This window comes from Actinoplanes sp. CA-015351, from assembly GCF_050955685.1.
GTDB lineage: Bacteria > Actinomycetota > Actinomycetes > Mycobacteriales > Micromonosporaceae > Actinoplanes.
This window is the reverse complement of the sequence record NZ_CP192102.1, coordinates 6,110,958-6,136,231: the sequence shown is the minus strand read 5'-3', so window position 1 is coordinate 6,136,231 and position 25,274 is coordinate 6,110,958. Positions and strand designations below refer to the sequence as shown.

The window sequence follows — 25,274 nt, the reverse complement described above, 5'->3', positions numbered from 1 at the left end:
ACGCTGGAACCATGTTGTCGATCAAAGACTTCAGCGAGATGACGCACCTGTCCGCGCAGACACTGCGGTACTACCACGCCGAAGGTCTGCTCGTCCCCGCCCGGGTCGACGAGCAGACCGGATACCGCTCGTACACCTTCGATCAGGTCGAGCAGGCCATGCTGATCACCGTCCTCCGGCAGGCCGGTCTGGGCGTCCAGCAGGTTAAGAGGGCTCGTGACGAACCGGACGCCGCACCCGCTCTGTTGCGGGAGCACGCCAAGCAGGTCCAGCGACAACGTGAAGAACAGGACGAGGCGATCCGGACCGCCCGGGACCTGCTTGAGGCACAGCCGGAACCGTGCGTGTGCCGCGTACCTGCGATGACCGTGGTGTCGAGACCGGCACCGGTCACCCCGCTCGGGCACGACCGGCAGAATTGGGACCTGGCCGAGAAAACCCTGACCGCCGCGACCGGGGACCTGATCAAGGTGGTGGAGTCGTGCGGCGCTACGCCGGCCGGCCGGCCCTGGCGGATTTTGGCTCCGAGGGCCGCCCTCGCCCGGGAAGGTGCCTTCTGGCTGGTGCAGATCCCGGTCGTCGGCGACGCCACGATGCTGGCTGCCGTGCCCGCGGACGTCGAGGCGCAGGAGTACAGCGGCGGCGACGAATTGTCGATCACCATGCCGGGCCGTCACTCGATGGCGAAGTACTGCACGGCGATCAGCCGGTTGCTCGCCCACCCGATCGGTGATGCCTTCCTGGACATCGGGCGACTGCGTCACCTTAGCCACGAGGACGGCGTGGAGTTCAGCGCGCCGATCTGCCGCGCCGATCGATAGCGGTCGTGTGGTACCGCGGTACCAGCGGTAGAGGGCACCGCGGTCGGATGGCTGAAGGCCGTGGCGTCCGTAGCGTCATTCCCGTGATCGAAGTCCATGAACTGACCAACCCACGGTGGTGTCGCCGCGGTCGAGAATGTGTCGTTCCGGCTGGGGCCGGGTGTCGTCAACGGGTTCATCGGTCCGAACGGCGCGGGTAAGTCCACGACGATACGGATGATGGTCGGCCTGTACCGGCCGGCGTCCGGACAGTGCTTGATCGACGGCCGGCCGTACCGGGATCTGGAGGCGCCGCTGCGGTCGGTCGGTGCGCTGCTCGACGTGGAGGCGATTCATGTATATCGACAAACATTTATCAAAGGATCACGCGATGAACACGCACGCTGCCACCTCCGCGAAATTCCGGCTCAGCCCCATCCTGATCTGGGGAATCACCGCCGTCACCGCTCTGATCACCGCCTCCGTTCTGTGGCTGGGCTGGCCGGCCGAGGCCGCCGAGCTACCCGCCGGCACCAGCGAGGTGAAGGTCCACTTCATCGAGGACGAACTGACGACACCGGCACCCACCGGCCAGGCGGCCGGCTGGTTCGGTGGCCTCTCGGCGCCGTGCGACTTCGATTCCTGGTACGTCGAGCCGGCCGGCATCGTCGCCGTCGCAAACCCGGACGTCGCCGTTCCTGCCACCTGAGTGCCTCGTGTCGCCCATGACCTGCGCGTACTCCAGCGCCATCGTCCTGCCAGGGACTGACCATCCCTGGCAGGACGGTGCACCCCATGCCAGCGTTCGACGCTACGGGGACGAGAGGATGCGACGTGTGTGAGCCCGCTCGGCGGAGAACGGCACGCCTGATCGATGAGTGACACGTTCGGTCGGCGGCTGCGAGAACACCGGCACACGGCCGGGCTGACGATGGAGCAACTGGCCGAGCGGTCGGGAGTCAGCGCCCGCGCGATCAGCGACATGGAACGCGAACGCAGCGTCGCACCGCAACGGCGTACCGTCCAGGCGCTGGCCGAGGCGCTGGCATTGCCCGAGACTGAGCAACCGGCCTTTCTCGCCGCAGCCAGAGCAGGGCGTCCCAAAGTCACGGCGGCCGTGCCGCCCGGCTGCTGTGCCTTACCGCGCCCGGTACCCGATTTCACCGGCCGTGTCCGGGAGCTGGCACAGCTGACCCAGGTGGCGAACTCGGCCGGACCGGCACCGGCAGTCGCGCCGGTGGTGACCGTGTCCGGCACCGCCGGGGCCGGCAAGACCACGCTGGCCGTGCAGGCGGCTCACCTGCTCGGCACAGCATTCCCCGGAGGGACACTCTTCATCGACCTCCGGGGAATGGACACCCGCCCGGCACCTGCCACAGAAGCCCTCGCCCGCCTGCTCAGTGCGCTCGGCGTCCGAGACGACGAGATCCCCGCTGCTGAGATGGACCGTGCGGGCATGTACCGGGAGTCACTGCTGCACCGGCAAGTGCTCGTCGTATTCGACAACGTCGCGGACGAGTCGCAGGTCCGGCCGCTGCTGCCCGGTCCCGGACCCTCTCTGACCGTCATCACCAGTCGCCGGCTGCTGGCCGGACTCGAGGGCGTCCACCGGCTCAACCTCCCGCAACTCCCGGCCGACGACGCGGCGACACTGCTACGGCGCATCATCGGCGACCGGGAGCCCGACGCGGTGGATGAGGTGTCCGAATTGTGCGGCCGGCTGCCCCTGGCGCTGCGTATCGCCGGCAACCGGCTGATGAGCCGGCCGCGATGGACAGTGCGGCATCTGGCCGACCGGCTGACCAGCGAACGGCGGCGCCTCGACCAGCTCATCGCCGGGGACCTGCGGATCGCTGCCGCCTTCAATCTTTCGTATGCGCAGCTGTCCCCACAGGCCAGGCGTCTGTTCCGCCGGTTGTCGCTGGCGCCCGGTTCGGACTTCGACGCACGGATCGCGGCATCACTCGATCCGGCGGACCCGGACGGCATCGAGGACGCCCTCGACGAGCTCGTGGAACTGAGCCTCCTGCAAGCCCATGTCGACGGGCGGTACCGCTTCCACAACCTGATCCGTTTGTTCGCCCGGGAACGGCTCGCCGAAGAGGAGCCGGCAGGCGGGCGTCGTTCGCTCGCCGGCTGATCTGCACATGCGGAAGCACTTCTGCATGTGGTTACGCGTGTTCCACGGCCCCCGGCCCGGGTGAGATCGATGACGGGCGCAGCAGAGCGGCCCGCCCGCCACACGAGAGGCGCACAGCATGGGAATCTGGAACGACCGGCTCATCGAACTCGGCATCACACTGCCGTATGTCGCCACACCGGTCGGCGGCTACACGCCGGCGATCCGTTCCGGCATGTACGTCTACACCTCCGGTCAGTTGCCCTTCGTGGGCGGGACACTGCCGGTCACCGGCAAGGTCGGTGACAGCGTCGATGTCGCGCAGGCAGCAGACCTGGCACGTACCGCCGCCTTGAATGCCCTGGCGGCGGTCGACGCACTGGTCGGCATCGACGCGGTGGTCCGGGTCGTCAAGGTGATCGGGTTCGTTGCGTCGCTGCCGTCCTTCACCGGTCAGGCTCAGGTCCTCAATGGCGCCTCCACCTTCCTGCATGACGTTTTCGGCCCGGCCGGGATCCATGCCCGCTCGGCCGTCGGTGTGGCGGTACTGCCTCTGGACAGCCCGGTCGAGGTGGAACTCCACGTAGAGATCACGCCCTGACCTCAGACAACGAACCGGAGCAATGCCATGAACAAGCCCGTACTGGAATCGGCCGCGCAGGCCTTCGCCGAGGCGACCGCTGCTCCGCCGTACCTGTTCCAGATCCCGCCCGCCGAGGGCCGCAAGGCCGTCGACGCGGTGCAAAGTCCCGCTGTCGACGTGCCGGGCACCGACAAGGAGACGCTCACCATCCCCGGTGGGCCGACCGGATCCGTGTCGGTGACCGTGTTCCGGCCCACCGGCGTCACCGGCCAGCTGCCAGTGGTGTTCTACATCCACGGCGCCGGGTGGGTGTTCGGTAACGATCACACCCACGACCGCCTCGCCCGGGAACTCGCCGTCCGCGTCGGCGCCGCCGTGGTGTTCCCCGACTACAGCCTCTCGCCCGAGGCCGCGTACCCGATCGCCATCCAGGAGAACTACGCCGCCCTCCGGTGGGTCCTCGCCCACGGCGCCAACCACGGACTCGACCCGGCCCGCATCGCGGTCGCCGGGGACTCGGTCGGCGGCAACATGGCCATTGCCCTGACACTGACCGCCAAGCAGCACGGTGACGTGTCCCTTGCCGGGCAGGTGCTGTTCTATCCGGTCACCGACGCGAATTTCGACACCGGCTCGTACGAGCAGTTCGCCGAGGGCTACTTCCTGCGCCGTGACGCCATGCGGTGGTTCTGGGACCAGTACACCACCAATGCCGCCCAGCGGGCCGAGATCACCGCCTCGCCGTTGCGCGCCACCGTCGAGCAGCTCACCGGACTGCCGCCGGCCCTGGTGATCGTCGCCGAGGCCGACGTCCTGCGTGACGAGGGCGAGGCGTACGCCGAGAAACTGCGCCAGGCCGGCGTGCCCGTCACCGCGGTGCGCTACCAGGGCGTCATCCACGACTTCGTGATGCTCAACGCGCTGCGCGACACCCATGCGGCCGAAGGCGCGATCCGCCAGGCCGCCGACTTCCTGTCCACCGTCCTGTCGACCCACTGAAAGGGCACTGCCATGAAACCCACGATCGTTCTCGTCCACGGCGCGTTCGCCGAGTCCGCCAGCTGGAACGAGGTGACCCGGCGTCTGCTCACCGACGGTTACCCGGTGATCGCCGCGCCCAACCCGCTGCGCAGCCTGTCCGGTGACGCCGCCGTCGTCTCCAGCGTCCTGGCCACCATCGACGGGCCGATCGTGCTCGTCGGCCACTCCTACGGCGGCGCGGTCATGTCCAACGCCGCCGTCGGCCACGACCACGTCAAGGCACTCGTGTTCGTCGCCGCCTTCGCACCGCAGGCAGGCGAGAGCATCGGCGAACTGTCCGGCAAGTTTCCCGGCGGAACCCTCGGCGACACCCTCACCGAGGTGCCGCTTCCGGACGGCACCGTGGACCTGTACATCCGGCAGGACAAATACCACCAGCAGTTCATCGCCGACGTCCCGGCCGAGCGCGCCGCCCTCGACGCCGCCGCGCAGCGCCCGTTGAACACCACGGCGCTCAACGAGGGATCCGGCGAGCCGGCCTGGAAGACCGTGCCGTCCTGGTTCGTGTACCCGGAGCTGGACCACAACATCCCGCTCGAAGCCCACCGCTTCATGGCCGAGCGTGCCGGCGCCCGTGAGCGCGTGGAACTGCCCGGCGCCTCACACGCCATCCCCACCTCAGAACCGGCCGCGGTCGCCGGAATCATCCTGCAGGCCGCCACCGCCATCGTCTGACATCCGGGGTCCGGGCCCCTCTTCGTACCTGATCGAAGAAGAGCATCATGCGTCCGTATATCCACAGTGGCGGCGCTCGCCGCCGCCATCGTTCTCACCGGCACGGCGTTCGCCGCTGACGTGTCCAAGAAGGATGCCGCGCTGATGGCCATCACCCAGCGGCCGATCCGGGACACGGCGCTCAGCGAGGGTTCCGGGGAACCGGCGTGGAAGACGATTCCCTCCTGGTTCCTCGGAAATGGGTCACGGCCGGACCTGGTCGTCAAGCTCATCGTCCGCGCCAGGGATTGACCCGACCCGGTCCCGGCGGCCGCAGGCCGCGCCCCGCCGCGGTGACCTCACCAGAAGGCGGGGCGCGCGCCTGCCACCGCACCGAGAAGCAATCCACGCTGACGACCGCGTCAGCCGACGAACCGGAGGACGAAACCATGACAGATCCCTATGCCCTGCCCGAGCACCGCGACGACGTCCCGGCGGCGCCCGGCCGCCCTCCGAGGGCCGCGCCGGCCGGCCGGCCGGCTCTGCTGTGGTCGGCGCTGGTCATGGCCCTCGTTCTCAACGCGCTTTCCTCGGTCGCCGGTTGGCCTCTGCCGGTGCAGCTGGCCACCGGCGTCATCACCCTCTGCTGCGCGGCGCTGCTCATCGCGCGCCGCGTACGCCGCCGATGAGCGCCGCCGAGACCCCGGCCATCGTCCTGAGCGGCGTCAGCAGAACCTACGGCGACGACGTCACAGCACTCGACGATGTCAGCCTCACGGTCAAACGCGGCACCTTCCTCGCTGTCATGGGCCCGTCGGGCTCGGGCAAGAGCACGCTCATGCACTGCGCCGCTGGGCTCGACACCCCGACAGCCGGCAGCGTCGTCATCGACGGGGCCGAGATCAGCCGGCTCGACGAGACGCGACGCACCGAGCTGCGACGGGAGCGGATCGGTTTCGTCTTTCAGTCCTACAACCTGGTGCCGTCGCTCAGCGTCGCCGACAACATCACGCTGCCGCTGCGACTGGCCGGCACCGCTCCCGACCGCGCCTGGATCTCATCGCTGGTCGAGCGGGTGGGCCTCAACGGCCGGCTGCGTCACCGCCCCGCCGAACTGTCCGGCGGGCAGCAACAGCGCGCCGCCATCGTGCGGGCACTGGCGGCGAAACCCGCGGTCGTCTTCGCCGACGAACCGACCGGGGCCCTGGACCTGCGCAGCGCGCACCAGGTGCTGGGACTGCTGCGCGACCTGGTCGAGGACCTCGGCCAGACCGTCGTCATGGTCACCCACGACCCGTCGGCGGCCGCTCGCGCTCACGAGGTCCTCGTCATGGCCGACGGCCGCGTCGTCGATCGGATGCTGGCACCCACGGCGGCCGAGCTGGCGGAGGAACTCGTCTCCCTGGTCTCCGCCGGGCAGGGCTGATCCGTGCTGGTCCTCGCCCTGCGTATGGCCGGCCGACGCGTCGCCGCCCTGATAGCCGTCGCCCTCGCGGTGCTCGGCGGTACCGCCCTGGTGACCACGACGGGCGTGCTCGCGGAGTCCGGTCTGCGCTCTCACGTGCCCCCCGGTCGCCTTGCCGGCGCCGACCTGGTCGTCGCGGCGCCCCAGAGCCTCGCGCCCCCCGGTGAGCTCGGGCTCTCGACTGTCACCCTGCCGGAACGGGCCACCATGCCCGCCGACCTCGTCGACGCGCTGGCCACCGTGCCCGGTGTCACCGCCGCCGTCGGCGACGTCAGCTTCCCCGCTGCCGTCGTCGACGCTCGCGGCCGGGTCATCCCCGGCGTCGAGAACCCGAGCGACGCCGGACACGGCTGGTCCTCGACAGTCCTGCTCGACAGCGCCCGGGTCAAGGGCTCGGCACCCGCCGGTCCGGGTGAGGTCGCGTTGGGCACGGACCTCGCCGTGGCCGCCGGTGCCGACCTGGGCGACCGCGTGACGGTCGTGGTGGCCGGCCGCTCCGGCACCTACCGCGTGTCCGCTCACATCGACTCACCCGACGCCAGCCTGTACGTCGACGACACGACGGCACTCGCCCTCGCCGCACGCACGTACGGAGTACGCGCAGACACCGTCGACCTCGTCGGGCTGCGGGTCGCCTCCGGCCGTGAATCAGCGGTGCATGCTGCCGTGCAGGAGCACCTGCGAAACGCACCCGGCGGCCTCACAGTCCTCGCCCGCGGGGACCTCGGCAACGCCGTCGCCCCCGGTTCGGGCGCAGCACGATCGGTGCTGTTGCTGATCGCGGGATCCCTCGCCGGCGTCACCCTGCTCGTCGTCGGCTTCGCCGTCGCCGGGGCGCTCACCGTGTGGATCGCCGGCCGGCGTCGTGAACTCGCCCTACTACGGGCCATCGGTGCCACGCCGCAGCAGGTCCGGCGGCTAGCCGCCGCAGAGGCGAGCGCCATCGCCGCGGTCGCCGCCGCGCCCGGCGCGGCGCTTGGCTACCCGGTCGCCCAGCAGTTCCGTGAGCTGCTCGTAGACGGCGGGCTGTTGCCCGCGGCTCTGCCGCTGAGTGTCAGCCCATTGCCAGCGCTGCTGGCCCTGCTGCTGCTGGGCGCTGTGGTGCAGATCGCAGCGCGCGCCGCCGCATGGCGTACCTCCCGGATGCCCGCTGTGGAGGCCGTCGCCGAGTCGGCCAGTGAGGCGCGTACGCCCTCGGCCACCCGGGCACGCGTCGGATTGCTGCTCATCGCCGCCGCGACCACGCTCTCCGTTGCTCCGCTGCTCGCGCCCAGTCCGGTCGGTGCCGCTGGCACCTCGATGGCGGGAATCCTCGCGGCCATCGGTCTCGCCCTGTCCGGCCCGGCCCTCGTCGGCCCGGCGGCCGGCCAGTTGGCCCGATTGCTCCCACGGGATGTCAGCGCACCACGGTGGCTTGCTGTCACGGGCATCCAGGGGCACCCGCTGCGCATCGCCGGCACAGTCGCCAGCCTCGCAATGGCCGTCGTGTTCGCCCTCACCTACGTGCTCGCCCAGACCACCGTCATCTCCGCGACAGCCCGGCAGGTGGACGACGGGACCCTGGCCCAGCTGAGCATCAGCGCCCCACAGTTCGGTGGTCTGCCCGTCGGCCTGATCGAAGACGTCCGCACGACGCCGGGCGTACGCTCCGCCGCACCCGTCTCCACCACCACCGTCGTATGGAGCCAGCGGCTCTTCGGAGAGCAGGAGATCTCGGCGGCGAGCGCGATGGTGCTCACCCCGGAAGCTCCCGAACTGATAGACCTCGATGTACGCGAGGGCAGCCTCGACGGGCTTTCCGGGAGCACGATCGCACTCGGAGAGGACGCCGCGCGGGCTCGCGGAGCCGCGGTGGGTGAGGTCGTGGCGCTGGCGCTGGGTGACGGCGTTCCCGTCGAGGCACGAGTCGTCGCCATCTATGCACGCACTCTCGGCTTCGGCCCGGTGGTGCTGTCACGCGACCTGACCGCCGGGCACTCGGCCGCACTCGACCAGAGCATCCTGGTGCGCACCGACGGAAGCCCCCAGGCCCAGCGCGGGCTCACGGCGCTCACCTCGGCACCGGGCCTCGTCCTGCGACGCGTCGAGGAGGGAACCGGCATCGGGCAGCAGACACCACCCGAGGTGTGGGTCAATCTCGCCGTCGTCACGGTGCTGCTGGCTTACCTGCTGCTCAGCATCGCCAACCGCCTCGTGGCAGCCACCGCGCAGCGCCGTACGGACATCGCAACCCTGCGGCTGGTCGGTACCACCCCTCGTCAGGTGCTCGCGGTGATGAGGTGGGAGACGGCGATCGTGTGCGCGGGCGCACTCGTCGGCGCGCTGGCGGTCTGTGCCGTGCCGCTCGGCCTGCTCGGCGTTGCCTTCCTCGGCCGGCCGTGGCCGGCCGGGCCGCTGTGGCTGCTCCCGGTCATCGCGGCCACGGTGGTCGGTCTCGCCTTCCTCACCACCGAAATGCCGACCCGCCAGGCACTGCGCACGCCACCCGCCGCGGCGCTGGCCCGACCATGACCGGCACGGGGAGGACCAGTCGCCAAGCCCGGTGTCCCGAGCTCTGTTCTCGAACAGGCCGAACCATGACCCATCAGGCATGTACCGGCGTCCCGATCGCCCTGACACATGCGACACCGAACCAGGAGGAATCATGATCGAGGCCGTCGGCCTGACGAAGAAGTACGGGGAGAAGGTGGCCGTAGACGGAATCTCCTTCACCGTTCGCGCGGGAAGGGTCACCGGGTTCCTCGGACCCAACGGCGCCGGGAAGTCCACGACGATGCGGATGATGGTCGGCCTGGACCGGCCGACCGCCGGCTCGGTCACCGTCAACGGCAAGCCTTACGCTCAGCACCGCGCCCCACTCGGCGAAGTCGGCGCCCTGCTCGACGCGAAAGCTCTGCACAAGGGGCGCTCCGCCTGCGCCCACCTACTCGCCCAGGCAGCGACCCACGGCATTCCTCGGCGGCGCGTTGACGAAGTCATCGACGCCACCGGCCTGGGCGCCGCCGCACGCAAACGTGCGGGCACCTTCTCACTCGGCATGGGACAGCGCCTCGGCATCGCCGCCGCGCTGCTCGGCGACCCGCACACCCTCATCCTCGACGAACCGGTCAACGGGCTGGATCCCGAGGGCGTGCTGTGGGTACGTCAGTTGCTGCGCGCGCTCGCCGCGCAGGGCCGAACCGTAATGCTGTCCTCGCACCTCATGAGCGAGATGGCGCTGACGGCGGACCACCTGATCGTCCTGGGGCGCGGACGAGTGATCGCCGACGCCCCGGTCAGTGACATCGTGTCGCGGGCGCACGGGGCAAGCGTCCGCGTCCGGACGCCCATGGCCGCGCAGCTTCGTGCCCTGCTCTGTACCCGACCCGACATCAGCGTCACGTTCACGGAGCCTGACGCCCTCGACGTCACGGGGAGCACCGCCCCGCAGATCGCCGCCCTCGCCGCCGCTGCCGGACTCGTGCTGCACGAGCTCACCCCCGTGGAGGTCTCCCTGGAGGACGCCTACATGGAGCTGACCGCCACCGAAGTCGAGTACCGCTCGGCTGCTCCTTCAGATGCCCCGGCGGGCGCCCGCGCCACGACAGGAGACGCACGATGACCGCCACGACCGCGCCTGCGAATCATCGGGTACGAGTGCACCCGTCGACCCTTCCCCGGCTCGTCATCGCCGAATGGATCAAATTTCGTACCGTGCGGTCGAGTTGGTGGATCCTGGCGCTCGGAGTGCTCGTCATCCCGGCCTTCGCCGTGTCGAGGATGGTGAGCATCGCCCAGGTCCCCGAGCTGGCCGGCCAGCCGGGCATGGTGGGCGCTGTCTACGTGACCTCGGGAGTCGCGTTGACCCAGCTCGCGTTCTGCACCCTGGGTGTCCTTGCCATCACCGGGGAATACGGTACGGGGCAGATCCGATCGACCTTCGCCGCGGCCCCCGCCCGTATACCGGCTCTGGCCGGCAAGCTGCTCGTCACACTTGCCGCGGTCGTCGTCGCCTCCCTCGTCGGCATCGCGCTGGCGTGGGCCAGCAGTGCCCCATGGTTCGACGAGACGGGCCTGTCGATCGATCTGTCCCGCGAGCAGGACGCCCGAATCATGCTCGGCGTGCCGCTCTACCTCGCCGCCGCGACAGCCCTGGCGTTCGGCATCGGGACGATCGTGCGCAGCTCGGCGGGCGGGATCGTGATCGTGCTGGCTCTGCTGCTGGTATTGGAGAACGCCCTGGCGCTGGTCCCGTGGGAACCGCTCCAGACGCTCGGCGCCTACCTGCCGGCCAGCGCCGGCAGCCGGGTGCTGCTCGCCGGGGACGCCGGATCGGTGGTCACAGCATCGAGCAGCACCGCGCTGTCCCCCTGGGCGGGATATGGGGTCATGCTCGCGTGGGTGGCTGCCGTGCTTGCTGTGGCCGGCGTGCTGCTTCGGCGAAGGGACGCCTGAAGCTGTCGGCGGAGTCCGCTCGGGAGCGGTGTGCGGTCCACCGCGACCTCGATTCGCTGGACGGGTTGTTGACCGATGACTTCCGGTCGATTGGGGGAACAGGGCTTCGTGCTCGACAAGCTTCAATGGCTCGGCAAGTTCGCCGAGTTCGCCTACACGAGCCTGGAGAGCAGCGACGGAGAGGTGTGCTTCTACGGTCACGCGGCGATCATTCGGTGCGTCCAGCGTGGTCACTCGATTTGGCGCGAGCAGGAGATGACATTGGCGGTCCGCGTCAGTCAGACCTGGGTCGAACTGCCGGAAGGCTAGCGGCTGGCTGGTATCCAGTTCAGCTCACTCAGTGACGCCTGATCGTCGGTTCATCAACGCAACCGGCATCCTCATCTGGCCGCTGAGGGCGACGGGTCTACCGTCAGCGTCGGTTTCAGCGGATCGGAGTATCACGGCATACAGGTCACGAATGCCGGGCTCGTGGACATTGCCGGCGGAGCCCCGCCCGCGCGGAGCGGACTCATCGATGAAGGCAGCGATGCTCACGCCGGAGAGCCCATGACGGCGTTTCACATCACTCCCTGCGACGCAGCTGCCGGCGCCGGCAGCTCACTCGCCGACGCCGGGGAACAGAATCACGGTGATGACAGGGTTATTCGCTGAGCGCGTCGATCAGGTCGCCGACCGGGCGGTCGGGCAGCGCGCGGGCGACGTCCGCCACCGCGACGATGCCGACCAGCTGGTGGCCGTCGATCACCGGCAGCCGCCGGACCTGGTGCTCGGCCATGGTGCGCAGGATCTCGGCTACGTCGTCGTCAGCGCCGATCGTGACAGGTTTCCCGGTGCCGAGCTCGCCGGCGCTCACGTCGGCGGGGTTGCGGCCGGCCGCGACGGCTTTCACCACGATGTCGCGGTCGGTGACCATGCCCTTGAGCCGGTTGTCCTCGCCGCATATCGGCAGCGAACCAACCCGGAGATCGGCCATCTTCCTGGCCGCGTCGCCCAGGCTTTCCTTTTCTCCGACACAGGTGACGTCGGGAGTCATAATGTCGCGTGCGGTGGTCATGATGCAGCTCCCTTCCCTAAATCGCTCTACCTGGGGCGTACCCGGGACGGCCCGGATCATTCGCCGATGCCGATCGGTTATCGCCGACCGGTGACGGCCTCGTTCAGGTGAGAAGGTGCCGGAGAGTCTCCGCGTCGCGGACGGCGTTGCCCTCACCGTCGTTGTTGAAGGAGACGTAGACCTCTCGGCCCTGGCCGTTCCACTCCCGGATCCGGTCGGCCCACCAGGCGAGGCTGTTCACGCAGTACGCCACCGGTAGAAGCTGGCGAACGTCGCCGGCTTCGGCCCGGCGTCCAACCAGGTCCAGGACTAACAAATACGCGGGCTACACCTACGGCAGTCAGTGCGAATGTGGCGCCTCGCTCTAGACGGGACCTGGTACGCCGACATCCGCGCTCAGTGCGGCGTGCTGCGACCGACGCCGCGGTCCTGATCGCGCCGGTTTCGTTCGCTGAACTCTGGTGGGAACCCCGGACAGGCTGTACTCGGTAGGGCGGCGCGTGCGCGGTGAGCACGCCGCTCGCCTGACGGATGTGGGCCCCGGGAAACTCCGGGGCCCCCGTCCGTCGAAGTTTCAGGAGGTGGTCGCCGGCTTCTGGAACAGCAGCATCGTCGATGACCCGAAGGCCTCGGTGTTGGTGTAGGTGCTGTCGATGAGCGTGAAGCCGTACCGGCTGATCTCCTCGACCAGAGCGTCACCGGACCGCTCGGAGTAGGGCAGCACCTCCAGGTCGATGTTCTTCTCACCGCCGGTGACCCGGATCTTGCGCGGGATCACCCGGCCCGGCACGAGGTCCGCGGCCACCTTGTCGTACTCCGGAATGGAGAAGAAACCCTTGCCCCATTCGCTCGCGCAGTGGTCCACGATGAAATGCCCGCCAGGGCGGACGATGTCGAACACCCGGGAGATGTGCCGCGCCCGCTGGACGTCATCGATGAGCATGTGCAGGCAGCCCATGTTCATGGCGAGGTCGAAACCGTTCTCGTCGAAGCCGCGAAGGTAGATGATGTCGCGCTCCATGAACCCGGAGGCGTCCAGGTTCGCTGCGGCGGCCCGCTGGCGGGCTCGGCCCAGCGCTGAGTGTGACACGTCGACCGAGACGACGTCGTACCCCTGGGACAACAGATAGAGGGAATCGCGGCCCTCGCCGCAGCCGAGGTCGATGATGCGGCCGGAGAAGACGTCCGGGCGGTCCCGCATGATCTGCAGCAGAGAAGCATTCGGCTCCGCGGACTCCCACAGCTGCGCGCCGTTCTCGTAGACGGTCCGGTACCGGTCCTCGTACCCGAAGTAGTAGTCGTCGAGCTTGCTGACGATGGTCCGCACGTCCTGGCAGGTGGGGGAGAACTCCACCGCCGATGCCACGCCCTCCTCGTCCTTCTCCGTGCTGAGAACCGTGAGCGCGGTGTCGTCGAGAAGCCCGATCGCCAGGATGTATTCCGACTCGTCGCACTCCACCGCCTCGCCGACTCCGAACGGGGCGCAGCACGCCTTCAGTACGTCCGGTGTCAGCACGGCGACCTTCTTGCAGATGAAGATCGCCACCCGGCCCCGAGCCACCTTCACGGCGAACCCGGACGAGCCCTCCAACTGCCACACGGTGTCCCGGTCGGCCAGCTCGGTCGTGGTCAGTCGCATTCCGTCCGGTACGGAGCCATCGAGAATTGCTTGGTAGAGACTCACTTCGGTACCCCTTGGCCGTGGTGATCGGATGAGCGCAGAGCCGCTAGCCGGTCCTGGTATTTCTGGAGGACCGGACCCTGGTGCCGGAGGATCCGGCCGGACACGCGGAACTGCTCCGCGAGCTCGGAGTTCTGCGAGCGGATGGCGGCCTCGAGCCCGGTGAGCTCGATGACGTCGCGCTGAGCGTTGCTGCCGCCCATCAGGAACGAGCGGTGGTAACCGCGGGCCAGCCGGGTCGCGGCGTCGGCGTGATCGCCGGTCGCGAAGGACCGGAAACCGAGGAAGATGTCGACGATCTCCTCCGGCACGTCCTTTCCTTCTCCGCGTGCCTGGACCGCCTCCAGCAGGGAATCGGCGCGTCCGAGATCCCCGACCTGGCAATAGGCGATGTACGCGTGGAAGTCGTTGAAGAGGTACCAGTTCTCGTCGAGATAGGGCTGCCAGTCCTGGAAGAGCGACTCCCAGTAGGCCGAGAGGTCGAGCGACGGCTTGATCAGCGCCAGACGCCAGAGCAGCGTCACGGCGTCCAAATCCTCGGCCGATCTCAGCGCGGCCTTCCGGCGGATGCCGATGCGATAGCAGGCCAGGACTTCCCGGATGTTCTCCGCGTAGAGCTCGAACAGGGCGTAATGCCACCAGATATGGATGCGCATCGGAGTCGAGCTGTCCCGGCTGCGCATGTACTCCTGGATGTAGCGGGCTCCCTCGTCGTGCCGGCCCGTCTCGTAGAGGCAGTGCACCATCGCGTGCATCGCGTAGACGTCGTCGGCGTTACGGTCCAGGGCGATCCGGCAGTGTTCGACAGCCGGCTCGATCTGGCCGTTCTCCTCGAGCGAGAACCCGTACACCCCGTGCAGGTACCCGATGACCGGGTCGTCGGCGGCGAAAAACTCGATGGCGCCGGCTATCGACGACAGCATGTGCGCCGCGTCGCCGATGTAGAAGTCCAGCATGTGCGCGGCGAACACCGACACGGCGTCGCCGGGGTATTCGTCGATGACGGCCTGCAGGCCGTTGCGGGCGCCGACCAGATCGCCGGTGCTCCACGACTGGATCGCGGTCAGTATCGCCCTGGTCCGCGGCTCCGCGGGCCCGCTTTCCAAAATGGAGGCGCAGATGCCGGCGGCCTCCGCCGCGAGCGGTCGTTCCATGGAGCAGAGCAGGTCGATGGCGAGCATGAGCCGGAGCGCCGCCGGGGCGGAGGACGGATCGGACCTACCACATCGTTCGTAGTCCAGCTTCATGGAGACCAGTTGGACGATCGCGCGCTCGACGAGCTCCCCGTCCGACGGCTCGCCGACAAGATGCGGAACGCCTCGGGAATCGATGATCACAGTCACGTAGGCACCTCAATCGTGTGAACCAGGGTCGGCTGTTCCACTTCCTGACCATTCTGCGGACAGCGAGAATCGTCAGGACGGACAGCGTGAAAGGCGCCGATCGGGCACGATCCGCGATGTGCGGACACGGTCGGCGTCAGTGGCAGGAAATAGGAACCGATTGCGGTTATTCGTGCTTCGCCACTGCCGGAACGCCCATTGAGCGACGACGCACACTGGACCGCAGCACGGAATCCATGGACAGACCCTCCCCCGTGGGACCATTCAACGGTAGCGATCCTTGCATGTGACTGCATCGATGCGCCAGGGCCGCTTTTTAGCGCTTCTCACATTGATCGTCGTCGACCATCAGATCCCACTATCCGTGTCAAATCGGGTCAAGGGTACGAGTTACAAGCATGAAGGTCGATCTACTTCGTCAGTGAAGGATTCCTTCTCGGTCGGGGAATCGCCTGCTAGCCCTGGGTTTCAACCGGGCCGGCGGGCAGGGTTGCGCCGAGTGGGCGAGCGAGCGGCCGGCGCATTCCTATGAAAAGCCTCGTCCAGTCGGATACCTGACGAACCAGCTCCTACTTTTAAGTACAAAACGGGCGAAACGAAAAGGCAAAAAGAGTAGTAAAGGTAGCTCACCGCGCCGTCGCTAACCGGTTCGTGAGCTGCGGAAATGTGCTCTAGGCTGCCCGGGTTGAACGAGTGCGCGATTGGCGGGCGGATGTAAAGCGAGATCAACAAGTGGCAAAATTTACGCCCGCGTAACACTTGTCAAGGTTGTTCCTGAAGGCTGTCGCCGATAGGTTCCATGACGAATGCCATGAGGGTGAAAGATGCTTATCCTGTTGATTGCGATCGAGGCGTAAATCTCATATCCAATAGTATTGATGGGAGAAGTGGTTGCGCTGAGCTGCTCGAATGATGTCGCGTAGTCCACCGGTCTCGTTCGGCTCTCGCGCCACACCTGCGCCGCCCCTTCTACAACTTGGGAGAACCGTTGCCTGCTCTCGCATTCGTCGCCCTCTGCCTGGCATGGGGTGGCACCTGGCTGGCCATCCGGATCGGCGTCCAGGAGACACCACCGCTCTGGCTGGCATCGAGCCGGTTCGTGGTCGCCGGCCTGCTGCTGCTGGTGGTCGCGCGGTTCGTCGGCGGCTGGCACCGGATCTCCCGGCCCGACCTGGGACGGCTGGTGGTGATGTCGGCCGGCGCGATCAGCATCTGCTTCGGCCTGATCTTCTGGGGCGAGCAGTACGTCGAGTCCGGTCTGGCCGGCGTGCTGGTCCAGGGGTTCGTGCCGATCGGTCTCTTCGCCTTCGCGGTGCTGCTCGGCAAGGAGCGCGTCCTCGGCCGGCAGCTCGTCGGCCTGCTGCTGGGGCTGGCCGGAGTCGCGCTGCTGATCCTCACACAGATCCGCTACGAGGCGGACACCCGCGTCCTCGCCGGAACGGTTGCGATCATCGTCGGAACGCTGATCTACGACTGGGCCGGGGTGTACGGCGGCGGCCTGCTGAGCCGTTACCCGGCGCCGTTGATGTCGGCCTACGAGAACCTCATCGGCGGTCTGCTCCTGCTGCCCGTCTCGCTGGTCCTGGAGGGCGGCCGGCTCGCCGAGGACGGGCTGATGCCCAACGCCCGGGCCTTCGGCAGCTGGCTCTACCTCGTCGTGATCGGCTCGATGGTCGGCTTCACCGCTTACACCTACCTGCTGGCCAAGTGGGGACCGACCCGGACGTCGGCCTACGCCTTCGTCACTCCGGTGGTGGCGGTGGCCGTCGGCGTGTTCGTCGGCGGGGAGCAGCTGCGCTGGCAGGACTTCGTCGGTGCCGGCATGGTGGTGGCGGCGGTGGTCTTCATCGTGACCCGCAAGAGGGCGGCCGCCGACACCGAGCCGCTGGTCGCGGAGACGGCGGAGTCGGAGAAGGTCAGCCGCGGATGACGTGGCCGGAATCCCGCTAGTTCGCTGAGGGCTCCGGCTCCGGCTCCGGCGCGGCGACGGTGGAGATGCCGGCGATCATCGCGTCGAACATCCAGGCCAGGCGCTGGCCTCCGGTGCCGGAGAACAGCTCGTACCGGGCTCGGGCGATGTTTCGGCAGTCGCCGTCGGCGGCGTCGTTCAATGCCTCGACGAACGCGTCCTGCTCCGTCTGCGCCTCGGCCGTCTCGCTGCGTACCCCCTGCTCCGCGGCGGTGGCGGTGCCGTGCTGCAGGAGCAGGTCGACACCCCAGGCCGCCTGCGCGACCGGCACGCCGCCAGCGTGCAGCAATCCGAGCAGCGTGTCGATCAGGCGTACGTATCGCGGGCCGGACGGACGCAGCGCCAGGACCGACCGGGCCAGGCTGGGCTGGCCGAGCAGCAACTGCGTGTAGCCGGTGAGCAGCCCGATCAGCTCGTCGCGCCAGCGCTCGCCTGCCCCACCCGGATCGGGCAGGGTGAGGCCGGCGAGCAGCTCGTCGAGGATCGCGCCGTGCAGCTCGGCCATGTTCTGCACATAGACGTAGAGCGAGGCCGGGCCGGTGTCGAGCTCAGCGGCCAGCCGCCGCATCGTCACCCGCTCCAGCCCCTCTTCCTTCATGATCTGCAGTGCCACGGTGACGGCACCCGCGCGGCTCAGCGGCGGCTTGGCCGGCCGGTCACGCCGGCTGACCGGAACTCGACGAGGGCTCATAACGCGATCGTACCGAACGCGTTCGTCCGCAACAACAGCTGGCTCAGCGCTCGGTGGTGATGCGGTCAAGGGCGACGCGGGTGCCGCGGCGCCAGACGGCCCGGGTGTTGAGTGTGTCGCTGATGAGGGTGGTCGGGTCGCCGTCAACGAGCAGCAGGTCCGCGCGCAGGCCGGGCGCGATGCGGCCGCGGTCGTCGAGGCCGAAGCGGTGGGCCGGGACGCTGGTGGCCGCGCGCAGGGCCTCGACCGGAGTGAGCCCGGCCTGTACGAGGTATTGCAGCTCGTGGTGGACGCTGGCGCCGTGGGCCAGACCGCCGAGGAAGGGCAGGGCCACCGACGCGTCGGTGCCGACCAGGATGTCGACCCCGGCGTCGTGCAGGGCCTTCACGGAGGCGAGCACGTCGGTGAGGCTGCCCTGCGGGTAATGGCCGAAGCTGGAACGCAGGGTCGTCATCCAGTCGTCGGGCAGCCGGGAGGCCACGCGGGGGTCGTCGGCCAGCTCGCCGCCGGTGATGCCGATCATCGAGGCGTTGAGGACCACGCACGGCACGACGAACGCTCCGGAAGCGGCGACCAGGGTGATGATCTCGTCCGTGTGCGGCCGGTCCATGAACAGGTGTGCCAGGCCGCCGATCCCGGCCTCGATGGCCATCCGGGTCGCGTCGATGGTCAGCGTGTGAGCGACGGTGAGCATGCCGTGCCGCTTGGCCTCGGCGACGCCCGCGTCAAGAGTCGCCTGGTCCAGCATGGGCAGTCCGGGGTGGCCCTCGACGCTGCCGTCGTCGACCATGAACTTGATGTAGTCGGAGCCGGTCTCGACCAGCTGCGGAACGAACGCCACCGCTTCCTCCGGTGTGGTGGAGAACGGCATCACCGGCGGCGGGCCGGCCGGGCGTGCTCCCGGCGGCGGGGTCGCACCGGGCGGCGGGCCGGGACGGAAATCCTTGGGGAACAGCTCACTGGGGTGCCCACCGGGCGGAGTGATCCCGAACCCGGACGAGCGTACGTCGGCGACCGTGTCGTTCTCGATGAGGTGAGCCCGGTTGTGCCGGGTGTTGGTGCCCTGCATCTCCAGCTCGGTCGTCACTCCGAACCGCAGCGCCAGGGCCAGGTTCGCCGGGTTGGTGTGCACGTGGGCGTCGATCAAGCCGGGCAGCAGCGTCGCGCCCGTGGCGTCCACGATCGTCGCGTCCGCCGGCGGCTCACTGCCCACCGCGGTGATCCGGTCGCCGTCCAGCAGCACGGTCGTGGCATCGAGCACCGCGGTCCCGTCGAAGATTCGTACGTTGATGATTGCGGTTTTCATGGTGGTTGACCTTTCGTAATGGGTGGAATGACGCTGGTGGTCGATGCCGCAGGGCTCGAGGGTCGTGGACCGGGCCTATCGGGTGGCGGCCACCGGCACGGGGGCGGGCGCCGTCGGGGTGGCCGGGCGGCCGCGCAGGGGCAGCTGCTTGATCGCGAGGGCGGCGGCCAGGCTGCAGGCGGCCACGACCGCGACGGTGGCGAAGATGATCTGAATGCTGTCGGCGACCCCGTTGCCCAGCGCCGCGGCGGGCAGGCCGTTGGTGTGCGCGGTGTACACGGTGCCGAACACGGCAACCGCGATGCAGCCGCCGAGGGTCCGCAGTAGCGTGACGACGCCGGAGGCGGCGCCGATGTCGCGTTGCTCGACGCTGTTCTGCGCGATGGTCGTGGTCATCTGCTGCGTCAGGCCCGACCCGACGCCCATGAAAATCATGAAGACGGCGGTCACCCAGGACGGAGTGCTCGCGGTCATGGTCGTCAGCAGCAGCGCGCCGATGAGTGTCGAGGCAGCGCCGATGACCGGGAAAATCTTGTACTTCCCGGTCCGGGTCATGACCCGGCCGGCGATCTGTGACACCACCACGACCGGGATCATCATCGGTAGCAGGAGCAGCCCGGACGTGCTCGCCGAGGCGCCCTGGACGGTCTGCTGGAACAGGGGCAGGTAGAGCACGCTGGCGAACATCACCGCGCCGGTGGTGAACGCGATGATCGAGGCCATCGTGAAGCTACGCGAGGCGAACACGCCCAGCGGGAGCAGCGGCTCTGGCGCGCGGTGCTGCCGCCACACGAAGCCGGCACCGGCCAGCGCGCTCATCGCGACGAGTCCGAGGCCCTCCGCCGAGACCCACGCGAACTCCGATCCGCCCCAGGTGGTCAGCAGTACCAGGGCCGCGATCGCAACGCTGAGCAGACCGGCTCCGGCCCAGTCGATACGGGCCTGGCGGCGCACCGCCGGCAGCTTGAGTGCCAGTGCGACCCAGACCAGGGTGAGCGCACCGAGTGGCAGGTTGATCAGGAACGCCCAGCGCCAGCCCAGAGTGTCGGTGATGAAACCGCCGACCAGTGGACCGCCGATCGTGCCGGACGCGACCACGATCGCGGTCAGACCCTGGTACTTGCCCCGCTCCCGCGGTGGGACAAGGTCGCCGATGACCGCGAACGCGCCCACCGCCAATCCGCCGGCACCGATGCCCTGCAGCGCCCGGGTGGCGATCAGCAGTCCCATGCTCGGCGCCGCCGCGATCAGCACGCTGGCCGCCACGAACACCGCGACGGACAGCTGGAACATCCGCTTACGGCCGAAGAGATCCCCGAACTTCGCCCAGATCGGCGTCGACACCGCCGTGGTCAGCGCATACGCGGTGACCACCCACGACAACAGCGACGCCCCGCCTAGATCACCGACGATCGTCGGCATCGCCGTCCCGACGATGAACCCGTCGAGCATCGACAACAGCAGACCGAACATCACACCGAGCAGGGCGAGACGGATGTGCGGGGTCCCGCCCTCAGGCGCCGCAGGGGCAGCAGGGGCAGCAGACATGGGAACTCCTCAGGACGACCGGTTCCAACGAACGTGTTCGTTAGGAACGTACAGTATGTAAAACAAGTTCGCAACGAACGTGTTCGTCACGGTCGCGCTGGCGTTCCGGTCACGCTGGATGGGGCCTGGCCCTGGGAGGGGTCGCTGGGACTTACGCCGCGAGCAGGGGACGTAGATCGGCCCCGCAACGGGCCGACACCGCCGAGTCCCGGACCTGATCATGGCGCGGGAGGCATGAACTGACCAAGACGTTCGGCGCCGTCACCGCAGTCGACAACCTGTCCTTTCGCCTCAAGTCCACGACGATGCGCATGATGGTGGGGCTTGCCCGGCCGGCGTCCGGGTCGGCGACGCGAGCGGGCGGCGCGTCCGCGACTATTCGCTGGGTATGCGGCAGCGACTCGGTCTGGCCGTGGCGCTGCTGCTCGATCCGGCGGCGCTGCTCGACGAGCCGGCGAACGGCATGGATCCCGACGGCATCATCTGGATCCGGTCGTTGCTGCGGTCCGCGTTCTGTTTCCTGATGGGCCTCGGCAGCGACGTGCTGCTGTGGGGTCCCGGACGGACCGGCTGGTGGAGTCTGACGGCCGACGCGGTGGTGGCGCTGTCGCTGATCTGGCAACGATCATGGCCGTGGTTCGTGCTGACGGTGACGGTCACCGGCGACGCCCTGACCGGCTCAACCCTGGTGGCGGCGTACGCGGTGGCGATGTACTCGCTGGCGTCGAACCGCTCGTTGAACGAGGCGACGGCCGGCACGCTCGGGTCGCTCGCCGTGCTGGGAGCCGAAACCGTGCACCGGTCCGGCCGCGACGGCCTGGGCACCTTCATCTTCTTCTACGGCGTCACCGTGGTGGCCTCGGCGGCCCGGCTCGCCCGGGAGAAGGAACAGGAGGGCCTGCGCTGGTGACGGCCGCGGCGGAGCCAGCGGTTTCCTGCTCAAGGACGTCCCGTCAGCCGACCTCGTCTCGGCGGTGCGCACGGTCGCCGGTGGAGAGGCGGTCGTTTCGCCTCGGATCACCGGCCGGGTCCTCGCCAAACTCGGCGCCCGCGACCGCGTCCAAGCGGTGATCTGGACCCACACGCACGGTCTCGTCTGACCCCGGTTACCGGTACCGCGGTACCACCGCGAATGGGCACCGCGGTCGGATGGCCGGACCGTTCCGCGTCCGTAACGTCGTTCCCGTGATCGAGGCACACGAATCGGCCACATTCTCCGCATCGACCGAAAGAAGCACCCGATGAGCACTCCCGTTGACGCCCCGGCGACATTCCGGCTCAGTCCCACCCTGATCTGGGGGACGGTTGCCGTCACCGTGCTGATCACCGCGTGCGTGCTGTGGCTGGGATGGCCGGCCAAGGCCGCCGGACTACCCACCGGTGCGAGTGAGGTCGAGGTTCACCTCATCGAGGATGAGCTGACCACAACGGCACCCACCGGCCAGAAGGACGGTTGGTTCGGCGGGCTGTCGGCACCGTGCGACTTCGATTCCTGGTATGTCGAGTCGGCCGGCTCAGCCATCTGCGCCACGCTCGGGGAGCGGCTGGGAACCATCACCGTGACCAGCAGCGACAAACGAATCGAACTGCCCGCTGAGGCGCAGAAATCGATCACCGCGTGGGCCGCTGAAACGGGTGGCACGAAGCCGCCGACGAGGGCGCTCCTCGTGCGCGACGGCGAGCCGGTCGGCGTCGTCACCGTCACCAGCCCTGGCGTCGCCACTCCGGCCGGCTGACTGCCCGCGGCGAGAACACCGGCACGCGGCCGGGCTGACGATGGACAACTGGGGGAGCGGCCGGGAGTCAGCGCCCGCGCGATCAGCGACATGGAACGGGAACGCAGCGTGGCGCCGCAACGGCGTACCGTCCAGGCGCTGGCGTTGCCCGCGGTCGACCAGCCGGCTTTCTTGGCCGCCGCTAGGGCCGGCCGGCGTGGTGACGATCCGTCATCACCAGTCGCCGGCTGCTTGCCGGGCTGGAAGGCGTTCATCGATTCAACCTCATGCAGTTGCCGGCCGATGATGCGACGGCATTGCGTCGACGTCGCACAGGCGGCCGACCTGGCACGCACCGCCGCACTGAACGCCCTGGCCGCGGTGGATGCTCTGGTCGGCATCGACGCGGCGTGGAGCTGCCCGGGCGTCGCACGCGATCCCCGCCTCGCAACCCGCCGCCGTGGCCGAGTTCATCATCCGGGCTGCCACGTCGATCGGCTGATACCTCGCAACCGCCGTATCACTGAACTCGAAGAGAGAAAATCCATGCGATTCCGCACTTCCCAGGCGGCTGTCCTCGCCGTCACCGTCGCTCTGGCCGGCGCCACCGCCGTGTCCGGCGCATCCGCCGCGGTGGCCGGCGCACATGCCGAGCCCATGCCGACCGTCGTTCTGGTGCATGGCGCGTTCGCCGACGCCGCGAGTGGTACCGGTGTGATCGAGCGACTCCAGCGGCGCGGCTACCCGGTCGTTGCCGCCGCCAACCCGTTGCGAGGACTCAGCTCCGACGCCGGCTACCTCCGGACCGTCATCAACTCCATCTCCGGCCCGATCGTGCTCGCCGGCCACTCGTACGGAGGCGCGGTGATGACAGACGCCGCCGCCGGCGACCCGGACGTCACAGCGCTCGTCTACATCGCGGCCTTCGCACCCGACCGGGGCGAAAGCGCACTGGAGCTGTCAAACACGTTCCCCGGAAGCACCCTCGGCGCGACTCTCGATCCGGTGGAAACCGTGGAGATCCGCAAAGCGTCCCATGCTGTCGGGGTCTCCCACCCCGAGCCGGTAGCAGACCTGATCGTCCGCGCTGCGACGGCTCGGTGAGGTGAGCCCAGAACCCGATAGCCGGAGAGAGGAGTCGGGCTCGGCGATCATTCAGAGCCTTCGTCGATGACCGGACTTCTCGGCGCGGTGCTCGGTGCGGTGGCTGCCGTGGCAGCCGGCACGATCGCGATCATCGCCGGGCAGGCACGCCGGATGCAACGCATCATTCCCGTCGCGATGCAGCCGCCACCGCGGGCCGAGGGCGTGATCGGCCCGCGGTTTCCCGGCCCACCGCTGACCATGACGATCCTCGGCGATTCCTTCGCGGCCGGCTACGGAGCCTCCAAACCGCGGGAGACCTTGGGCGTCCTGCTGGGTACCGCCCTCGCCCGCCGTGCCCGGCGGCCCGTACGACTGCACCGGCCGGCCTTCGTCGGCGCCATGTCATCAGATCTGCCACACCAGGTGTACGCCGCACTGAGTCAGGCGCCGGACGTCGCGATCATTTTCATCGGGGGCAACGACGTCACCCGGTTCGCGCCGCTCAGGACGGCGGCACAGCATCTCGGCGACGCGGTCGCGCAACTCCGCGTCGCCGGCTGCCACGTCATCGTCGGGACCTGCCCCAACCTCAAGGTCCTACCACCGCTACGACCACCGTTGCGCTGGCTGGCCGCCCAGCGCAGCCAACGGCTGGCAGCCGCGCAAACAGCCGCGGTCGAGGCTGCCGGCGGCCACCCGATCCCCCTGGCCGAACTGCTCAACCCCTACTTCGAGGCCGACCCGGTCCGCATGTTCGGCGCAGACCGCTTCCACCCCTCGCCGGAAGGGTACGCACGAGCCGCCGCTGTCAGCCTGCCACCACTACTGGCCGCGCTACGCGCCGAAGGCGTCATCCCGCAAACCCGCAGCGCGCGGTAGCCGGCACGCACCGTCTACAACTACCGGTGGCTGCTCGGCCTGATCTACCGCACGTCGGCAGGGTGCGGGCCGCACGACCGAGCGCCCGGATGGTCAAGCGTGCCTACCGGGACTTGGAGGGACTACCCCTATACGGCGAGCCCGGAGCCACGAGGACTCCAGGCTCGCCGTGTGCTGGTCCTATTCGGCGTCCTCCGCATAGAGAACCTCGAACAGCGGCTCGCTGATCCAGTCGGCGAACCAGGTCGGGTCCAGCGCCGTGACGGTCTCCGGGTGCGCGGGATCGCATGCTGACCAGTTGACGGTCAGCCAGCGCTGCTCGGCGCCTCGGAGACGGTCCCAGCGCGAACGCAGCAACCGCACCACGGGCTCCTGCTTCTCCCAGCTGGCCGCGGAGTGGCGGGCCAGATAGGAGACCGCGGCGACGATGTCGGACTGGGCGACCAGGGTACGGTCGTCGAAATCGTGCTCCGGGTTGGCCGGCCGGCCCTCCAACGTGTGCCGGAGCCACCCCAGGACCTCACCGCGGGCGCGGTCGTCGCCGACGCTCGCGAGGCCCATCAGGGCGTACCCCGGCATGTGCGGATCGCCGTCGGTGAGGCAGCCCAGCAAGACGCCGGATGCCGCGACTCCCTCCCGTTTGGTGAGTGCCACCAGGGCGGTGGTACGCACCTCGAGCGGGTCGGCCGGCTGCGCGATGATCTCCCGCAGCACCGCGGGCCCGTCCGGCCCGTCGACCTCCCCGAGCGCCGAGACGATACCCGCGGCGTGGTTCTCGTCCTGCGCGGCGCCGAGGGCATCGAGCAGCTTGCGCTCCCCGGAAGCCCCTGAGGCGACCGCCGCGACGAGCGCCGCCTCAAATGTGTCCTCGTCCTCGCTGAGAAGGTCGCTCTCCACGCTCAC

Annotated in this window: 26 protein-coding genes and 2 pseudogenes; 20 read left to right on the top strand and 8 right to left on the bottom strand. The window is 68.9% G+C overall.

The genetic code is table 11. The features are described 5' to 3' along the window. Window positions 1-11: 11 nt before the first annotated feature. From ACQP2E_RS28045 to ACQP2E_RS27980, 14 genes and pseudogenes are all read left to right on the top strand, one after another. The gene (locus ACQP2E_RS28045; protein ID WP_433825946.1) at window positions 12-821 is read left to right on the top strand and encodes a MerR family transcriptional regulator; all 810 of its coding nucleotides are present in this window, start codon (window positions 12-14) and stop codon (window positions 819-821) included. A gap of 138 nt (window positions 822-959) precedes the next feature. Continuing rightward, window positions 960-1,067, top strand: a pseudogene (locus ACQP2E_RS28040) (ATP-binding cassette domain-containing protein); the annotation flags it as partial. A gap of 124 nt (window positions 1,068-1,191) precedes the next feature. After that, window positions 1,192-1,509: a hypothetical protein gene (locus ACQP2E_RS28035; protein WP_433834286.1), complete on the top strand. Its 318-nt coding sequence runs from the start codon at window positions 1,192-1,194 to the stop codon at window positions 1,507-1,509. A 165-nt stretch (window positions 1,510-1,674) separates the two neighbouring features. After that, complete coding sequence (locus ACQP2E_RS28030; protein ID WP_433825945.1) at window positions 1,675-2,940, top strand: helix-turn-helix domain-containing protein; 1,266 nt, start codon at window positions 1,675-1,677, stop codon at window positions 2,938-2,940. Window positions 2,941-3,058: 118 nt separating this feature from the next. Continuing rightward, complete coding sequence (locus tag ACQP2E_RS28025) at window positions 3,059-3,520, top strand: RidA family protein (RefSeq protein WP_433825944.1); 462 nt, start codon at window positions 3,059-3,061, stop codon at window positions 3,518-3,520. 27 nt (window positions 3,521-3,547) lie between these two features. Then, window positions 3,548-4,501 carry an alpha/beta hydrolase gene (locus ACQP2E_RS28020; RefSeq protein WP_433825943.1) on the top strand — a complete coding sequence of 318 codons (954 nt, stop codon included), beginning with the start codon at window positions 3,548-3,550 and terminating at the stop codon, window positions 4,499-4,501. Window positions 4,502-4,513: 12 nt separating this feature from the next. Further along, window positions 4,514-5,218, top strand: a complete 705-nt coding sequence (locus tag ACQP2E_RS28015) for an alpha/beta fold hydrolase (protein ID WP_433825942.1) — start codon at window positions 4,514-4,516, stop codon at window positions 5,216-5,218. Between the two features lie 66 nt (window positions 5,219-5,284). Continuing rightward, window positions 5,285-5,509 carry a hypothetical protein gene (locus tag ACQP2E_RS28010; protein WP_433825941.1) on the top strand — a complete coding sequence of 75 codons (225 nt, stop codon included), beginning with the start codon at window positions 5,285-5,287 and terminating at the stop codon, window positions 5,507-5,509. 137 nt (window positions 5,510-5,646) lie between these two features. Next, window positions 5,647-5,886 carry a hypothetical protein gene (locus tag ACQP2E_RS28005; protein WP_433825940.1) on the top strand — a complete coding sequence of 80 codons (240 nt, stop codon included), beginning with the start codon at window positions 5,647-5,649 and terminating at the stop codon, window positions 5,884-5,886. Further along, a complete protein-coding gene (locus ACQP2E_RS28000; RefSeq protein ID WP_433825939.1) occupies window positions 5,883-6,623 on the top strand; it encodes an ABC transporter ATP-binding protein in 741 nt (246 codons plus the stop codon). Before ACQP2E_RS28005 ends, ACQP2E_RS28000 begins: the two co-directional genes overlap by 4 nt. A 3-nt stretch (window positions 6,624-6,626) precedes the next feature. Beyond that, complete coding sequence (locus ACQP2E_RS27995; RefSeq protein ID WP_433825938.1) at window positions 6,627-9,173, top strand: FtsX-like permease family protein; 2,547 nt, start codon at window positions 6,627-6,629, stop codon at window positions 9,171-9,173. A 133-nt stretch (window positions 9,174-9,306) separates the two neighbouring features. After that, the gene (locus tag ACQP2E_RS27990; protein ID WP_433825937.1) at window positions 9,307-10,263 is read left to right on the top strand and encodes an ABC transporter ATP-binding protein; all 957 of its coding nucleotides are present in this window, start codon (window positions 9,307-9,309) and stop codon (window positions 10,261-10,263) included. Further along, complete coding sequence (locus tag ACQP2E_RS27985) at window positions 10,260-11,096, top strand: ABC transporter permease subunit (protein WP_433825936.1); 837 nt, start codon at window positions 10,260-10,262, stop codon at window positions 11,094-11,096. Before ACQP2E_RS27990 ends, ACQP2E_RS27985 begins: the two co-directional genes overlap by 4 nt. A 75-nt stretch (window positions 11,097-11,171) precedes the next feature. Beyond that, window positions 11,172-11,405, top strand: a complete 234-nt coding sequence (locus ACQP2E_RS27980; RefSeq protein WP_433825935.1) for a hypothetical protein — start codon at window positions 11,172-11,174, stop codon at window positions 11,403-11,405. Between the two features lie 334 nt (window positions 11,406-11,739). Here the strand turns inward: ACQP2E_RS27980 and ACQP2E_RS27975 are convergent, their stop codons facing one another. From ACQP2E_RS27975 to ACQP2E_RS27960, 4 genes are all read right to left on the bottom strand, one after another. Beyond that, window positions 11,740-12,153: a CBS domain-containing protein gene (locus ACQP2E_RS27975; RefSeq protein WP_433825934.1), complete on the bottom strand. Its 414-nt coding sequence runs from the start codon at window positions 12,151-12,153 to the stop codon at window positions 11,740-11,742. A gap of 103 nt (window positions 12,154-12,256) precedes the next feature. Continuing rightward, window positions 12,257-12,406, bottom strand: a complete 150-nt coding sequence (locus ACQP2E_RS27970; RefSeq protein WP_433825933.1) for a DUF72 domain-containing protein — start codon at window positions 12,404-12,406, stop codon at window positions 12,257-12,259. Window positions 12,407-12,727: 321 nt separating this feature from the next. Then, complete coding sequence (locus ACQP2E_RS27965; RefSeq protein WP_433825932.1) at window positions 12,728-13,837, bottom strand: class I SAM-dependent methyltransferase; 1,110 nt, start codon at window positions 13,835-13,837, stop codon at window positions 12,728-12,730. Beyond that, window positions 13,834-15,177, bottom strand: coding sequence for a hypothetical protein (locus tag ACQP2E_RS27960; protein WP_433825931.1), 1,344 nt, complete (start codon window positions 15,175-15,177; stop codon window positions 13,834-13,836). Before ACQP2E_RS27960 ends, ACQP2E_RS27965 begins: the two co-directional genes overlap by 4 nt. A gap of 988 nt (window positions 15,178-16,165) precedes the next feature. Here ACQP2E_RS27960 and ACQP2E_RS27955 point away from each other — a divergent pair. Next, complete coding sequence (locus ACQP2E_RS27955) at window positions 16,166-17,107, top strand: DMT family transporter (protein ID WP_433825930.1); 942 nt, start codon at window positions 16,166-16,168, stop codon at window positions 17,105-17,107. A 16-nt stretch (window positions 17,108-17,123) separates the two neighbouring features. Here ACQP2E_RS27955 and ACQP2E_RS27950 read toward each other — a convergent pair whose 3' ends face one another. From ACQP2E_RS27950 to ACQP2E_RS27940, 3 genes are all read right to left on the bottom strand, one after another. Next, window positions 17,124-17,837 (bottom strand): TetR/AcrR family transcriptional regulator, encoded by a 714-nt coding sequence (locus ACQP2E_RS27950; RefSeq protein ID WP_433825929.1) that lies wholly within the window; start codon window positions 17,835-17,837, stop codon window positions 17,124-17,126. Between the two features lie 43 nt (window positions 17,838-17,880). Further along, window positions 17,881-19,143, bottom strand: coding sequence for an amidohydrolase family protein (locus tag ACQP2E_RS27945; protein WP_433825928.1), 1,263 nt, complete (start codon window positions 19,141-19,143; stop codon window positions 17,881-17,883). Window positions 19,144-19,218: 75 nt separating this feature from the next. Then, entirely contained in the window at window positions 19,219-20,691 is a 1,473-nt protein-coding gene (locus ACQP2E_RS27940) for an MDR family MFS transporter (RefSeq protein ID WP_433825927.1), read from the bottom strand. Window positions 20,692-21,043: 352 nt separating this feature from the next. Here ACQP2E_RS27940 and ACQP2E_RS27935 point away from each other — a divergent pair. The 5 genes and pseudogenes from ACQP2E_RS27935 to ACQP2E_RS27915 form a co-directional block, all read left to right on the top strand. Then, window positions 21,044-21,196, top strand: a pseudogene (locus tag ACQP2E_RS27935) (ABC transporter ATP-binding protein); the annotation flags it as partial. 469 nt (window positions 21,197-21,665) lie between these two features. Further along, a complete protein-coding gene (locus ACQP2E_RS27930) occupies window positions 21,666-21,791 on the top strand; it encodes a hypothetical protein (RefSeq protein WP_433825926.1) in 126 nt (41 codons plus the stop codon). Window positions 21,792-21,932: 141 nt separating this feature from the next. Further along, window positions 21,933-22,427, top strand: coding sequence for a hypothetical protein (locus tag ACQP2E_RS27925; RefSeq protein ID WP_433825925.1), 495 nt, complete (start codon window positions 21,933-21,935; stop codon window positions 22,425-22,427). 525 nt (window positions 22,428-22,952) lie between these two features. Next, complete coding sequence (locus ACQP2E_RS27920; RefSeq protein WP_433825924.1) at window positions 22,953-23,510, top strand: alpha/beta hydrolase; 558 nt, start codon at window positions 22,953-22,955, stop codon at window positions 23,508-23,510. Between the two features lie 66 nt (window positions 23,511-23,576). Then, window positions 23,577-24,371 carry an SGNH/GDSL hydrolase family protein gene (locus tag ACQP2E_RS27915; RefSeq protein ID WP_433825923.1) on the top strand — a complete coding sequence of 265 codons (795 nt, stop codon included), beginning with the start codon at window positions 23,577-23,579 and terminating at the stop codon, window positions 24,369-24,371. A 180-nt stretch (window positions 24,372-24,551) separates the two neighbouring features. Here the strand turns inward: ACQP2E_RS27915 and ACQP2E_RS27910 are convergent, their stop codons facing one another. Further along, window positions 24,552-25,274, bottom strand: coding sequence for a hypothetical protein (locus ACQP2E_RS27910; protein WP_433825922.1), 723 nt, complete (start codon window positions 25,272-25,274; stop codon window positions 24,552-24,554).

Excerpts from the sequence above, each read along its gene's own strand:
- ACQP2E_RS27940 (WP_433825927.1), bottom strand. The coding sequence starts at position 20,691 with ATGTCTGCTGCCCCTGCTGCCCCTGCGGCGCCTGAGGGCGGGACCCCG.
- ACQP2E_RS28020 (WP_433825943.1), top strand. The coding sequence starts at position 3,548 with ATGAACAAGCCCGTACTGGAATCGGCCGCGCAGGCCTTCGCCGAGGCG.
- ACQP2E_RS27975 (WP_433825934.1), bottom strand. The coding sequence starts at position 12,153 with ATGACCACCGCACGCGACATTATGACTCCCGACGTCACCTGTGTCGGA.
- ACQP2E_RS27990 (WP_433825937.1), top strand. The coding sequence starts at position 9,307 with ATGATCGAGGCCGTCGGCCTGACGAAGAAGTACGGGGAGAAGGTGGCC.
- ACQP2E_RS28025 (WP_433825944.1), top strand. The coding sequence starts at position 3,059 with ATGGGAATCTGGAACGACCGGCTCATCGAACTCGGCATCACACTGCCG.
- ACQP2E_RS27945 (WP_433825928.1), bottom strand. The coding sequence starts at position 19,143 with ATGAAAACCGCAATCATCAACGTACGAATCTTCGACGGGACCGCGGTG.
- ACQP2E_RS27915 (WP_433825923.1), top strand. The coding sequence starts at position 23,577 with ATGACCGGACTTCTCGGCGCGGTGCTCGGTGCGGTGGCTGCCGTGGCA.
- ACQP2E_RS28030 (WP_433825945.1), top strand. The coding sequence starts at position 1,675 with ATGAGTGACACGTTCGGTCGGCGGCTGCGAGAACACCGGCACACGGCC.
- ACQP2E_RS28000 (WP_433825939.1), top strand. The coding sequence starts at position 5,883 with ATGAGCGCCGCCGAGACCCCGGCCATCGTCCTGAGCGGCGTCAGCAGA.
- ACQP2E_RS27920 (WP_433825924.1), top strand. The coding sequence starts at position 22,953 with ATGCGATTCCGCACTTCCCAGGCGGCTGTCCTCGCCGTCACCGTCGCT.
- ACQP2E_RS28045 (WP_433825946.1), top strand. The coding sequence starts at position 12 with ATGTTGTCGATCAAAGACTTCAGCGAGATGACGCACCTGTCCGCGCAG.
- ACQP2E_RS28015 (WP_433825942.1), top strand. The coding sequence starts at position 4,514 with ATGAAACCCACGATCGTTCTCGTCCACGGCGCGTTCGCCGAGTCCGCC.
- ACQP2E_RS27950 (WP_433825929.1), bottom strand. The coding sequence starts at position 17,837 with ATGAGCCCTCGTCGAGTTCCGGTCAGCCGGCGTGACCGGCCGGCCAAG.
- ACQP2E_RS27980 (WP_433825935.1), top strand. The coding sequence starts at position 11,172 with ATGACTTCCGGTCGATTGGGGGAACAGGGCTTCGTGCTCGACAAGCTT.
- ACQP2E_RS28035 (WP_433834286.1), top strand. The coding sequence starts at position 1,192 with ATGAACACGCACGCTGCCACCTCCGCGAAATTCCGGCTCAGCCCCATC.
- ACQP2E_RS27985 (WP_433825936.1), top strand. The coding sequence starts at position 10,260 with ATGACCGCCACGACCGCGCCTGCGAATCATCGGGTACGAGTGCACCCG.
- ACQP2E_RS27925 (WP_433825925.1), top strand. The coding sequence starts at position 21,933 with ATGAGCACTCCCGTTGACGCCCCGGCGACATTCCGGCTCAGTCCCACC.
- ACQP2E_RS28005 (WP_433825940.1), top strand. The coding sequence starts at position 5,647 with ATGACAGATCCCTATGCCCTGCCCGAGCACCGCGACGACGTCCCGGCG.